Here is a 14,794-nt window from a genome sequence, read left to right on the forward strand (position 1 = left end):
GTCTAAATTTACTGCAAAGCTATCAATTCTTTCAAAATTAATGTCATCTTAGGTTCCGCTTTCTCAGCGACAGCGACGATTTCCTGCAAAGACACAGGTTTTAACACATCGTGAAAGCCCTCATCCGTAACAACAGAGATCGCGAACACGGGAAGAGCCATATGATTGGCAACAATCACCTCTGGTACTGTACTCATGCCGACTACATCCCCACCAATAATTCGCATAAAGCGGTATTCAGCTTTTGTTTCCAGGTTTGGTCCCTGCGAGGAGACATATACAACTTTTCGTGCTGTAATTCCATGCTTTGTGGCAATTTCAAGAGCTTGTTCAATCATTACCCGATTATACGGTTCACTCATATCTGGAAAACGAGGCCCAAATTCAGTCAGGTTTTGCCCACGCAAGGGATTGTCAGGCAAGAGATTGATATGATCTTCAATAATACCTAGATCTCCATTCCTGACCTCAGGATTCAGCGATCCCGCTGCATTTGATACAAAGAGCTTTTTGACGCCCAGTACTTTCATGATCCGAATAGGAAAAGTAATCTGCTGCATATCATAACCCTCATAATAATGAAGCCGTCCCTGCATGGCAACCACATTCTTACCATTTAACTTTCCAAAAATCAATTTACCGGAATGGAATTCTACAGTAGAGATGGGGAAATTAGGAATATTGGAATACATCAGCTGATATTCGATCTCTATCTCATCAACCAATTTACCTAAGCCAGTACCTAGGATGATACCGAATTCTGGAGTAAAATCTCCAATTTTTCTACGGATAAATTCCGTAGTCTCATTTATGCTATGATACATACGTACAAAAAAACTAAGTATCTCAAACTTAACTTAATTTTTTTGTACGTACAAATCAAATATCGCAGCTTAGTTATGCGAAAGCGCCTTTTCACTCGCCTTGCCAGGAGAACTGACCAAAAGCATCAAGAAAGTGATAAAACCATTGATGATAATCAGGTCCAGCCCGATCACATATGGCGTATAAACCTCAATCACATAAGTTTTCAGTAAATACAATATAGTTGGTGAAAGCACACAGATATAAGGCACCGCTTTGTCCCGAACAGCAGATTTTGTGAAGATTCCAAAAACAAACAATCCCAGCAATGGACCATAGGTGTAACTCGCTGCCGTAAATATCGCATTCACTACCGAGTCATCATTGATCAACTTAAATACGAGTATCACCAATAGCATCACAATCGAAAAACCGAAGTGTACATAATTACGTTTTTTGACAAGAGCGGGATCATTTGGATTTTCCTTTTTATTGAAGTTCAGGAAATCCACACAGAACGAAGTTGTCAATGCTGTAAGTGCACTATCGGTTGTTGCAAATGTAGCCGCTGTCAGCCCCATCATAAAGATGATTGCCGGAACGATAGCCAGGTGATTCAATGCAATCTCTGGGTAGAGGTAGTCGCGTGTCGCCAGTTGTGACACGTCAATACCGTTTTTGGCTGCATAGATATATAACAGGGCGCCCACTGCCAAAAAGAAAATATTGATCACCACAAATACACTTGTGAATGTAATCATATTTTTTTGCGCTTCTTTGATCGTTCCCATTGACAGGTTCTTTTGCATCAGGTCCTGATCAAGTCCCGTCATGGCAATAGTCACAAAAATTCCACCCAAGAATTGTTTCCAAAAATTTGCTTTACTGCCAACAAAGTCATCCCAAAAGAAGATTTTGGAATAGCTGCTTTCTTTGACTGCCTCAAAGGTATCTACTATTCCAAAATCCAAGCCCTTAGCCATAAAATAGATCGAAAGGATAACGGCTGTTACTAAAAAGGTAGTCTGTAGGGTATCTGTTACAATGATGGTTTTTAATCCTCCTTTATTCGTATATAGCCAGATAAGCACCAGACAGATCACTACCGTGATCGCGAAAGGCACATTCCAGGCATCAAAAATAAAATGCTGCAGGACAATTGCAACCAGGTATAAACGAAAGGCTGAACCAATGGTACGGGAAATCAGAAAAATAGCGGCACCGGTTTTATAGGTTGTGTGCCCAAAACGTTCTTCCAGATAGGTGTAGATGGAGGTCAGGTTCATCCGGTAGTAAAGCGGAAGCAATACATAAGCGATGATAATGAAGCCAACAGCATTCCCTAGCACAAATTGAAAATAGCTAAATTCCGAAGCGCCAACAGCACCGGGAACAGAAATAAAAGTTACACCGGAAAGCGCTGTACCGATCATCCCGAAAGCGACCATATACCATTTCGAATTTCGGTTAGCGACAAAGAAGGTAGAGTTGTCGGAAGATCCTTTTGAAGTGAAGTGCGCTACTGCGAGTAAGACCGCAAAATAGATCACAATAAAGGATAATAATATAACTGGTGACATAGTTTGTTTTTAATAGGTGATTGTGATGCTGATAGTTTTAATGTGTCGCCTGGTAGGCTTCGATCGCTTGCCTTACATTGCCAAATTGTTCCAACAAAGCTGCTGCATCCTCTTCAGTTGCCCCAGTCTGATCCATAATAATGCGCACACCCCGGCCGACCAATTTATGATTTGACAATTGCATGTCAACCATTTTATTCCCCTTAACTCGGCCCAGCTGAATCATTACTGCGGTACTGAACATATTTAATACAAGCTTTTGTGCTGTACCAGACTTCATACGAGTAGACCCGGTCACAAATTCTGGCCCTACAATGACCTCAACAGGATATTGTGCAATTTCAGCAATCGGAGAACCGCCATTACAAACGATACAACCTGTTATCAGCCCTTTTTCATTTGCAGTCTTCAAGCCACCAATGACGTAAGGCGTAGTACCCGAAGCGGCAATACCGATCACGACATCATTCTCATCAATATCATAAGCTTCCATATCCTTCCAGGCCTGCTCCAGATCATCCTCAGCAAATTCCACAGCCTTACGGATCGCGGTATCCCCACCAGCAATTAACCCAATGATCCACTCAAATGGCACACCATAAGTCGGAGGCAATTCAGATGCATCTAAAACCCCCAGTCGACCACTTGTACCAGCTCCGATATAAAATGTCCGACCACCAGCCTTCATTTTCTCTACCGTAACCTTAACCAATGCTTCGATCTGAGGAATAGACCTTTCAACAGCTAGTGGCACAGATTTATCCTCGTTATTGATATTAGTCAATAACTCATGTACAGACATCTTGTCCAAATCCTGATAATTCGAATCTTTCTCCGTTGTATTAACCATTCTTAATATATATTGTATTTCTTAATTCAATAAACTAGGGATATCCACGATTTGATAACCCTTCTTTTTTAATATCTTAATTATATCGTCCAAATAACGATATAATTTATCTTTCCGTCTGTCATCCGTCCCCATATGGATTAGTACCATAAAACCATTCAGGCCAGATTTCGCTTCATAAGACCAAAGGCCTTCCAAAATTGCGGCAGAAGACAGATAACGTTTCCCCATTTCGGGATACGTGTAATCTGCAGCGGTCCGTATTCCGGGTGTATAATTGATTGAAGACAACCCTACTTCTTCTGCCCACGCTACCGTCTGGCTATTATACCATTCATAAGAAGGAATATAATAGTGTAGCTTGCTTGTATCCACCCCCGAAAGCGCCAATTCAATCCGATTAGCCTTCAAATCCCGCAGGAACGAATCCCGGCTGATCAGCAAATTATCCCGGCTCCCCCAGTCACTGATCAGGAGATGCTTATCTGAATGTCCTGATACCAAATGTCCGTCTTTCAACATCTGCCGGATATAAGGCTTGAAACTTGCATTCCGCAGATAATCTCCTGTTAAGAAAAAATTCCCCTTCACATGATGATGCGTCAAACTTTTCAAAACCACCGCTGTTCCTTCTGACAAATCATGCCCTGTAAAAAGCAAGGCCATTTTTTTTGTTGTCGAATCGCCACGGACAACAGCACCAAAGACATCCCTGATTACTTTTTTCCAACAGGCTCCTCCAATGCCTTTCCTTCTTTAGCCGCTAGCAAGTAGATCAATGAAGCTGTTCCATCCATGGTGGGTTCATTGGTACTGTAGTCGCCATAATCATCATGGTAGACAGCCAGATCACTCTGAAAGTCCGCATAGCTATCAGGGTTGTTTAGTTTAATACCGATCAAATTACGGTAGGTAGAGGCCATTATTGGACCATCTACCAAGCCACCATCAATCGGATGTTTACCCAAATAGGTAAAAGCAGAATGTGGATCAACTGGTGTATCGCCCCAAGATGGGAGACCATAGACCATACTTGTTCCCCATGGATTGGCACCAAAGAGCCAATCGAAATTTGCTTGCTCCAGTTCGTCAAACCGATTATCCCCTGTCAGCTCTTTATACCAAAGGCATTGCATTGCGAAAGAAGCCGTTAGATTGTTACTGCACCAGATAAAAGGAACTCCTCTTAAAAATGCATTTTGCTCCGCACGTTTATTGACCTCTTCAATACCTTGTCTATAATATGAAACAATCTCCTCGCGATCCTGTCCTTTCAATTTTTTTGCCAATTCATAATGTCCCAAGTTGATAAAAGGATACCACTGATAATGTGCAGCAGTATCTGTTATCATCCAGGGTGTTACTTTTTCTTGTCTGGCATACTGCATAGCTTCTTCGGCAAACTTGTTTTTCTTTGTTACCGAAAGTCCCATTGCCGCTGCCAGCTGCATATCATCCACCCAATTGTCTTCGGCATAGATATAAGGCGATTTGACCGAAACCGTCTGTGTCACCCCGGGCTTTATATTTGCATACGCATAGGCTGTCTCCGCTTTCTGTGACAGCAATTTTGCATATTTTTTATCCTCTTTTCCAAAAAGCACAGATCCCAAACGGAAAGCACTGCTAAATTTCCCCGCTGTAGAACTTGTTCCGGTGGTGTTATTCATAAACTTTCCCCTTTGTTGCGGCTCGCCATCTATGAAATACACTGGGCGTTCAAATCCACGACCATAATAAGGATCCTCCTTGGGCATGCGCATACTTGCATGATCTCGGTCGTCCGCAATCTGATTATACATCTGATTTGCTTTGGGATGCATCTTCAACAACCAGTCCAGTCCCCATTTAGCTTCATCCAATATATCAGCACGGCCGTTCTTCCCATCCAGACCATTTGCCTGCTTTTGATCTGCAAACACCTTGGGAAAGTCCCGATAAGCCGCCAGCAGATGAAATGTTGCATTTGCCGAAGTCGTCGCGTATTGCAAATAATCAGAAGCATCATGCCAACCTCCGCCAGCATCAATATGCGAGCTATCCGCTACACCCACTTTACCTGCATACAATGTAAAGCCATCATGTGTATGACAACTGTCCTTTAAAAAAGGATTGAACAATGTCCGTTGTTGACGCATATACCGCAATACAAAGTCCGCGGCACCCTTATAGACATCGCGGGCTATCCTAAAATGAGGAGATTTGATTTCTCCCACCTGGATAAAAAACCTTCCCGTATCCTGTAAAGCCGAGAAATCGAATCGAAAACTCTGCACAAAAGGGCCGTAATCACCATAATCCTTCCCTACGGGATGAGCATACACTGTCTTACCTGTCTTTGCATCTTTAATCTCAAAAGAACGAAGCTGCCTGATTGATTTCCCGCCCCATACCGCGACCTTTTTACCTGCCGGAGTATAGCCTAATTGGTTTATTCGAATCCAAGCATTTTGCTGTGCTTCCGCAAAGTTACAAACAAAACATGCAAAAACAAGCAAAAAAGCTTGACGTAAATTTAAGAAGTTTAGACATTCTTTTATCATAATAAGGCATTTATTTTTAATAAAATCAACTCAAACGGTTGTTTAAAACCTCAAAGAAACTATTTTACCGTCCATCGTGCTTGCAACAACCTCATTACTACCGTTTACAGCAACAGGATTGAGCATTCCATTGGAAATTTTATATTGCCACATTATATCGCCTGTTTTTGCATCAACAGCCGAAAGCAAACCCGAATGACTCGGCACAAACACCAATTTGCGATTTGTTTTTATCGCTGATGGAGTCAATTCATAAGGCAATTTTAGTTTTGCTTTCCAAATTACATCCATTTTCTCACCTGAAGAAGAAATCCCCAGCAAATCGCCATCCATTGTCTTCACGTAAACCTGTTTTTTATTTACAGCCAGTCCCATAGACTCCCGCACACGTATGCTGTCTTTCTTTTCTCGCCAGACCACAGCCCCATTCTTTGCATCCAATGCCGTCATAAATCGATCCGGCGCAACAACAAATACGCGATTATTTATCCCAACGGGATTGCAGGCAGCAGCCGAAAACATCCGGTTGGCATGACCATTGTTCCATTGCCAGGATAGTTTTCCAGTTTTGGCATCCAATGCATAAAATCCATTTCCCCAAGAACCGAAGATGATATTACCCAAATAATACGTTGGCAAAGTAGACACAAACCCTTTGACCTGATCAAAACTCCATCTTAATTTACCAGTCTTTATATCCAAGGCCCTAAATTTACCATCCGAACCACCAATAAAAGCGACACCATCATGCAGCAGTGGCGAACCCAATACTGCCTTATCTGTCTGCACCTTCCAGAGAAGTTTTCCATTTTCCGCATTGACAGCATATATAAAGTGATCCGAAGAACCGGCTACAACGATACCCTTCCAAACCGCTGGCGTGGAGTACACTTTCCCTCCCGTCCTATAAGCCCAAAGTTTTTTACCGGATTTAAGATCCAGCGCAAAGATATCCCCCGCAGTATTGGAGGTAACAACCTTGTTTTTATAGATTGTCAGTCCTGCACCAATATCGCTAGCATCTTCAAAAGTCCAATTCACATGAACAGCACTTGCATACTTTTCATTGACCGCATAACTCGGCCGTGGATAAGTCGCAGTTTCGCGGTCATAGTGATGATCAAACAAAGGCACTTCTAACCAAGGTTTTTCTTGTGTACCAATTCCTGGATTACGCTCTTGATAAGTCGCTTTTCCATCGGCGATGGTTACAATATTATAGCCACCGACAGGTTTATTTGCACGTAGATTGGATCGGCCCATCACACCCGGAATTCCCTCCCAGTCGTAGGCCTTGTTCGCATGTCCATGTCCGCAGAAGGCCAATTGCACATTACGTGTTTTAACGCGCTTCAATGCATCAAACCAATTGTTCAGGGAGGAGTCTTGTGGATAATGGTTAATATAAATTAGCGGTGTTTGCCTGTCAGGATTCGCAGCAAAGATGGAATCCATCCACACCAGATTTTCACGTGGTATCTGTCCGGGACTCATGCGCATATTCGGCCCAGAGTTTGTTCCGATAAATTCATAACCCTTATGTTTAAAGAAAAAAGTCTCCCCACCAAAAACAGTACGAAAGGTATTGGCTCCATTTTCAGACCAATTCCCATCGTGGTTACCAGGAATGACATACCAGGGCAGCTGCAGGCTATCCAAAATCCGCTTTGCCAATTTCAGTTCCTGATCAGCCCCAAATTCAGTGATATCTCCTGAGAGAATAACAAAATCGATGTCTTTCAATGTATTAAGATCCTTTACTGTACGTCGCAGATCTTCCTCCCCTGTTGCACCACCAACGTGTGTATCCGTGACATGGGCAAACTTAAATGACTGCGCAAAGGAAATATTGATAATGCACAATAATGCACTAATAAAGGCTATAAGCTTCGGTTTCATGGATAAAGTTTTCTTAAAAATAGCGTTTTTATGCGTAAACATAAAATATAAATGCGTTTTTATGCATGATATTTTTGATACAACAAACATATTACCTATTTCTTTTCCAATAGATTTACAAAAAAGCCTTGTCTAATTCCTAGACAAGGCTTAATAGTATTAAGAATCGAATTACCAGCCCTTTGTTTGGGTCAGTTTATAACCTTTCGAAGCATATTCATTTATCTGCTCAAGACCAACGGGAGCCATATAGGAGCGATCTGAGAAAGACTCACGGTTTCGTACGGTTTCGACAAGATAGAAGCCAACCATCTGACTAGAGTTCTTACCATCATAAGTGATGACTTTATTCGTAGCATCCACCACTTTAAGAATTCCCACCTTCGAAGGATCCAGCAAAGCCGGAATATCTTTCTGAACATCAATCCAAGGACCACGGTAATAATCCTGATTTTTGTCAAAATTCATATAATCCAGTTTTTTCCAGCGTTTAATATCCAACAGGCGAAGTCCTTCATAAACAAATTCCATGCGGCGTTCGCGGCGGATTTCCCAAGTTAACGGAGACACATCAGCATCTCTTGCAGGGTCATTTGCGATAGCTCCTATTTGCAATGGCGCTGTTTTCTGCACACCTTTCGATGCAGCTACAGCATCTATAGGACGATTACGTATTGCATTGATAGATTTATCAATATCGCCTTGCGTTACAGCCGCCCCTCCAAATCCTTCAGCCAAAATCTGCTTCGCTTCGACGAAATTCAGCACAACCTCCGCTAAACGGATAACCGGCGCGTCTGATGTATTCGTCATACCACCCCAGGCTGCCGGATATTTGCCACCGATATAAGTCATAGCCTCCCTTGATGCAAACTTAAATGCATAGAACAATGTCGACGAGGAAGTTAATGGCTTCTCATAAAATGAAGCCTCAAAACGAGGATCTCTTGTAACGGCCAAATCTTTAATAGAGAAACTGCTCGCATTTGCTACAGATGAGTTTTGCCAAGGTTTTCCATCATTACACAGAAACGACTTGACTAGAACAAGGTTGGATGCATTATCCTGACGCTCTGTACCATTGCTATATGAACCAACACTGTGCGTTACATTTTTAGTCGCGTCATAAGCACGATACATGATCACTTCCTGATTGGCGCTTAAATCCTCTGATGCAAAAAGGCTCTTAAAATCACTTGTAAACTTATAAGCTCCAGAATTCATGACGACTTCAGCCGCCTTCTGTGCCAATTCCAAATATTTCTTCGCTCTTTCTTTATCTATATTATGATAATATAAATAAGATCCTTCGAACAACATGTAACGGGAAATAAAAGATGCCGCAACATATTTATTCAGGTATTGTTTCCCGTCATTTGTACGCATGTTATCCAATACATATTGAAAATCCTCGTACACACGATCCATAACCACACTACGATTATCCCGGTCTTTATACAAAAGATCTGTTTCAGTATCTTTCAGTTCTTTATCATAATAAGGAACATCACCAAATACCTCTACCAAACGACTATACTCCGAACCTCTGAAAAAACGGGCCACAGCCATCCAATGACGATAGGTCTCATCATTAATATTGGGTTTGGTCACACGCTCAATGCGGTCAACAAAAATATTTGCCTTTCTAACATAAACAAAATTCCATGTCGGACCTGAATATTCCCGCAACATTTGCGGGGTCTCCATCAAAGCAATTGTACTTGCATATTCATTCTTGCGGGTAGAAGGAACAGTATTTTCAAAATTATCCTGAATATTTCTCTTCGTCAAATCGTCAGAAAAATTATAACCTGTTACGGGAGCATAGGCAGTTGCATAACCCGAATTATTCCCTGTAAAAAAATTGGGATAGAATCCATTCGCATAAAGACGCAAAGCCAGCTCGTTTCCCCAGCTATTTTGATCTTCGATACTCGTTAACTGATCACGATCCAAAACATCTTTATTACAGGAAGACAATAAAACTGTTGCCCCCAGCGCCAAAAAAGCTATTTTCTTTGTAAGTTTCATTTTTGTAAATTTTAGAAGTTAACTTGGACACCAAACGAAACCGATTTGAACATTGGTGTACCAACCCCTGTTCTACCCGAGTTATAATTCTTGTCATTGAATATAGAGAAGCCATTGATTGCTTCAGGATCCACAGGTAAGCCTTTCAGTTTATCAAACGTAAAGAAATTCTCCAAAGAAGTATATATTCTCGCCGTTTTTATATACGCTTTATTTGTCAGAGACGAAGGCAAAGTATACCCCAGCGTAATATTCTTAATACGCATATAAGACATATCCAACAAATAGCGCGATTGTTTTACCATATTATTCGCGTCATTGCTCGCAGCATTGTTATATGCCGCTGGATAGAAGGCATCTGTATGATCTTTTGTCCAGAAGTTATCCGCAATAGCAGCAGGCATCGCACCGTCCGAAGAGTTATAACCAGGGATAGTCAAGAACCCATTCCCCCAAAGCTGGCGTTTACCCACACCTTGTAGAAATGCCGAGAAATCAAAACCTTTATAATCAAGCCCGAGACGAAAACCATATTCATAACGTGGAGTTTCATTACCGATAATTTCCAAATCACCATGGTCACTTAATGTCTCAGCACCTTTGTCTATCTTACCGTCACCATTTAGATCCACAAATTTCACATCACCGGCCCCAAAGTTAAACTTACTATCCGTTGAGAATGTATTGTACGCTCCATTTGGGTCAGATAGCTTATTCATATCTTTTCCGTTCACTTTAATTGGCACATAATTACCTTTGGAATCATACTCAAAATCAGACGCCTGATACAATCTATCTGTACGATAACCCCAAATTTCACCAACATCTTTACCAACGTAATAATCGGAAATCACTTTAGTATCCGTATACTTCAAGATAGTTGATTTGGCATCCGACAATGTTCCACGAACATTGAATCCAAGCCCATTCTCAAAACGGTGATTGAAATCCATCGCCAACTCCCAACCCTGCGTACGCAATGCACCAAAGTTCCCTTGTGGCGGCGGAGCACCAAAAGTCGCACTGACATTACCACTAGGAACAATCATATTTTTTGTATCACGACGGTACCAGTCGAACACCACGCCGAATTTATTTTTGAACATCCGCATATCCAAACCAATATCTGTGGTTTCGATTCGCTGCCAGCCCAAACTACTTAGTACTGCTGATGGCGTCCCAATATTATAATAACGGCTTCCATCTGCACCCAACCAGCTGATATCACCCGGAATCATCGTCGAAGTATATAAACTTGGCAGCACCGTCTGATCACCGATAGAACCCCAAGACCCCCTAAGCTTCAATTGATTCAATGTCGGTTTTGCCCATTCCATAAAACTTTCCTCGGATGCTACCCAGCCTGCAGAGAAGGACGGAAACCATTGCCATTTTAGGTTTTTTGGAAATTTCGACGAGCCATCATAACGGATATTAGCCTCAAATAGGTACTTATTTTTGTACGCATAGTTTACACGACCAAAATAACCCAGCTGGGCTTCCCACAAAGCATCCCCCTTGGCTTGCTGCGACGATGTATTCACACCAAATCCCAACTGCGGATTTTTAATATCAAGCAAATTGAAAGTTTGTGAAGAATTCATATCATAATCCAAGGTTACGCGGTTGATACCTGCCAAAAACTTGAATTCATGATCATCATTAAGATTCAGATTATACGTTGTGACAGCATTGATCGTATTGTTACGACGGTTGCCCGCTGCACGCAGAAAATGATCTGGATTCGCGCCATTCGCTGTATACATATAGTAATTCAGATCATAAGCTGCCGAAGCACCCAGCGTACCAGCAGGCACGACCTGACCATCTGAATTAACATAAACCGGAGCTCCGGCCGCATCCTTACGAGCCACACCTGCGATCCAAGAATCTGCAGCGGTAAAACGTGTACCTGGTTGTGTTGTGATTTCTTCTTGATTGGAGAAAGTATAATCAAAATCCACCTTCCAGTTTTTCATGATATTTACAGTAGCCCCCAAATTCAAATTCAGATAATTATTTTGGAAACTAGCCGTATTCGCTGAAGAAACTTCACTCCATGGACTCCGGATCATCTTACCATTTTCATCGTAACCCATCGGATATAGCGAGCTCCAGCGGTATAAGTACAACCAAGGATCGGCAGTTGTTGAATTTGTCGTATACGGATACTCCTTTTTGCGGCGTGACACAATTGCCCCACCACGCACAGTCAGGTATTTATTCAATTCCGTAGACAAACGTAAAGCAGCATTTGTCCGTCTGAATTGATCGTGATCCGTAGGCTTCATCATTCCGGATTGATTCAACAGACCCATGCTTAGATTATAATCCGTTTTTCCCGAAGTACCAGAGATACTTAGATCATGCTGTGAAGTAGGCGCTGCCTTGCGAATCATATAATCCTGTACGTTATACGTACGGACACCATATTTTTTTGTCGGTTCAGCGGGATTAACATACCAGTCACGACCATAAACAGTCGGATCGTTAACGCCTATTGTACCACCGTATTTCTCCTTCCATTTGACGGCTAAATCATAACTCTGTCTATTGACTTTATAGAAAGCTCCGGCTTCAGTTTCACCAATTCTTTCCACCGCCTCAAGTGAATACTTAAGCGCATTCACGTCCCCCATATTATAATCAACCGCCGAGTTTTGAAAAGAAAAGTTATTATTGTAGCTAATATTGAAGGTATCTCCCCCTTTAGCACCCTTCTTTGATGTGATCAGTACCACACCAAATGCAGCTTTCGCACCATAGATAGAGGCTGCTGCCGCATCTTTTAACACAGTAATGGATTCCACGTCGGCCGGATTAACCAATTGAATACTTGGAATCTCCACGTTATCTAATAAAATCAAGGGATTAGACTGTCCAGCGATCGAGCCTATCTGACCTCTAATTTTCATCACAGGATCAGAACCGACCTCTCCACTCGGTACCACGACAGTCAAACCCGGTGTAGTACCCTGTATACCACGACCGATATCCGCAATCGCACGCCCCTGTAAATTATCTTTGACATTAATTGTCGAAACCGCACCTGTCAAATTACCTTTCTTTTGTGTACCATAACCGACAACAACAACCTCTTCCAAGGATTGATTATCATCCACCAACGTCACATTAACTGTATTTGACGTAACGGTAACATCTTGCGCAACATACCCAATGGATGAAAAACGCAGCTTACTCCCAACAGCAGCCGTAATCTTGAAATGCCCCTGTGCATCGGTTTTAGTAGACGCGGTCCCGCCAATGACAGAAACGCTTACTTCTGAGACTGGGCCTTTTCCATCCGTTACAGTACCTTGCACCGTATTTTGAACCGAAGTCTTCGATGAAGAGCGAAGAAGAGCACTTGTCAAGTTAGCATTGCTCAAAGCGCCCTCTTTCTTTACGAAAGAATAGGATTCAGAAGGAAAACTCAATCCAAGAGCAACAGAAAATAGTACAAATTTTCTCATTGATTATAGAGTTTTAAAAATAAATGATTCTAGTTAGTATTGTTTATTCGTTAGTATTGTTCGCAATAGGTTATTCAAAATCGCTATACAACAGGTACTTTTTGCGCATTTGCTTGTAAACCTTCAAATCTGCAGCCCAAGAAGCGCGAATCTGCCCCTCGGACTCTCCTGCTATAATTTGTTTGCGCAATTGATCTGTCCCGGCTAGCTTATCAAAAAATTCCGGTCGAGCAAAAAAAGTAGTCTTATCCGGTGTCTTATTATAAAAATCCAGCAAATATTTTAGTGTAAATTTCTGTTTATCAGGATCCAGATTACGTAGGTCGACACCATAATTCATAGCCCCCTTTCCCTCTACATGCTTTGACATACCATGACGTTCACCCGGAGTAAACGTAAAAGATCCATAAACAGGATTTGTATATCCCAACACCTGAAAAGGCCAGTCTGTACCGCGACCTACCGAAATATCTGTACCCTCAAACAAACAGAGGGAGAGATATAAGCGTACCGAAAGCTGATTGGGTAAGCTTGGCGATGGAATAACAGGTAGATCATACATCTTAGTATGATCCCAGTTCTGCACTTTTACAACCTGCACATCAGCCTGACGACCATTCTCCAGCCATCTCTCGCCATTAATCATCTGCGCGAGTTCACCAATGGTCAATCCATGAATCATGGCAATTTTATGCCAGGAAACATCTGACTTAAATTTATCATCATGGCGCACGGGCCCATCTACCTGATCTCCGTTTGGATTAGGGCGATCCAAAACAATAAGTTTTTTATTATGCTTCGCACATAATTCCATGACACGGTGTAAAGAAGTAATGTACGTATAGAAGCGTGCTCCCACATCCTGTAAGTCAAAAATCATCACATCGATGGAATTGACAATCGAATCTTGTTTTTTATTACCGCCGTAAAGAGTAAATAAAGGTAATCCAGTTTTTTGATCAATATCGTTTCCAAATTTCTCTCCACGCTCAACATTCCCACGAAAACCATGTTCCGGAGCGAAAGCAAACTTCAGATCTACTTTATTTTCAAGCAAAACATCCACTAAATGCTTTTTATCGTCCCCTACAATGGAAGTTTGATTCCCCATAATACCAACTTTTTTGCCTTTTAGTTGCGGCAAATACAGCGACAATTGATCCGCCCCAGGAATAATAGTAGCACCGACACTCCCTTTCACATCATCCATAGCATTCGTTTCGTTCAGGACAACGGTTCTTCGCGCATAACCACAAGAAGCCAGGGAGAGAAGAGAGACCACGAAGGTTAATCTTAGTAAGGTATGTTTCATCATAAATAGACCATTAGACCATGCATAAAATGCAGTTTTATGCATGAATAATTGAAAATCAGGATAAAAGTAAGTAGATTTTTTCGTTTTATAAACGAAACAAATTAAAAAACGCAAAATAAAGTAAGTGTTCACTAAGTATTCTACCCAAGCCTCCAAGATCAAAAAGCCTTATATTAGGCTAAAAAATAAGAAAAAAGACATTTTCACAAACAAAAAACACCTCAAATATATTTTTAAAAAAAACACACGCATTAAACAGGCCATAAAAAAACACTCACAATAAAGCATAATAACGCACT

General features: G+C 41.6%; 9 protein-coding genes. All 9 read right to left on the reverse strand.

Annotation, left to right across the window (positions count from 1 at the left end; all coding sequences use genetic code 11):
- Nucleotides 1-8 precede the first annotated feature (8 nt).
- Nucleotides 9-824 (reverse strand): purine-nucleoside phosphorylase, encoded by an 816-nt coding sequence (locus DFQ12_RS17465; RefSeq protein ID WP_120260330.1) that lies wholly within the window; start codon nt 822-824, stop codon nt 9-11.
- Nucleotides 825-893: 69 nt separating this feature from the next.
- Nucleotides 894-2,384 carry a sodium:solute symporter gene (locus DFQ12_RS17470; RefSeq protein ID WP_120260331.1) on the reverse strand — a complete coding sequence of 497 codons (1,491 nt, stop codon included), beginning with the start codon at nt 2,382-2,384 and terminating at the stop codon, nt 894-896.
- A gap of 37 nt (nt 2,385-2,421) precedes the next feature.
- On the reverse strand, nt 2,422-3,234 hold the full coding sequence (murQ, locus tag DFQ12_RS17475; protein ID WP_120260332.1) for an N-acetylmuramic acid 6-phosphate etherase: 813 nt from the start codon (nt 3,232-3,234) through the stop codon (nt 2,422-2,424).
- Nucleotides 3,235-3,255: 21 nt separating this feature from the next.
- Complete coding sequence (locus tag DFQ12_RS28400) at nt 3,256-3,900, reverse strand: polysaccharide deacetylase family protein (RefSeq protein ID WP_244211776.1); 645 nt, start codon at nt 3,898-3,900, stop codon at nt 3,256-3,258.
- Between the two features lie 50 nt (nt 3,901-3,950).
- Nucleotides 3,951-5,777, reverse strand: coding sequence for a glycoside hydrolase family 9 protein (locus DFQ12_RS17480; RefSeq protein WP_244211777.1), 1,827 nt, complete (start codon nt 5,775-5,777; stop codon nt 3,951-3,953).
- Between the two features lie 42 nt (nt 5,778-5,819).
- Nucleotides 5,820-7,676, reverse strand: a complete 1,857-nt coding sequence (locus DFQ12_RS17485) for an outer membrane protein assembly factor BamB family protein (protein ID WP_120260550.1) — start codon at nt 7,674-7,676, stop codon at nt 5,820-5,822.
- Between the two features lie 171 nt (nt 7,677-7,847).
- A complete protein-coding gene (locus DFQ12_RS17490; RefSeq protein WP_120260333.1) occupies nt 7,848-9,707 on the reverse strand; it encodes a RagB/SusD family nutrient uptake outer membrane protein in 1,860 nt (619 codons plus the stop codon).
- Between the two features lie 11 nt (nt 9,708-9,718).
- The gene (locus DFQ12_RS17495; protein WP_120260334.1) at nt 9,719-13,180 is read right to left on the reverse strand and encodes a SusC/RagA family TonB-linked outer membrane protein; all 3,462 of its coding nucleotides are present in this window, start codon (nt 13,178-13,180) and stop codon (nt 9,719-9,721) included.
- Nucleotides 13,181-13,250: 70 nt separating this feature from the next.
- Entirely contained in the window at nt 13,251-14,495 is a 1,245-nt protein-coding gene (locus tag DFQ12_RS17500; protein ID WP_244211778.1) for an exo-beta-N-acetylmuramidase NamZ family protein, read from the reverse strand.
- Nucleotides 14,496-14,794 lie beyond the last annotated feature (299 nt).

It is taken from the genome of Sphingobacterium detergens (assembly GCF_003610355.1).
GTDB classification, from domain to species: Bacteria; Bacteroidota; Bacteroidia; order Sphingobacteriales; family Sphingobacteriaceae; genus Sphingobacterium; species Sphingobacterium detergens.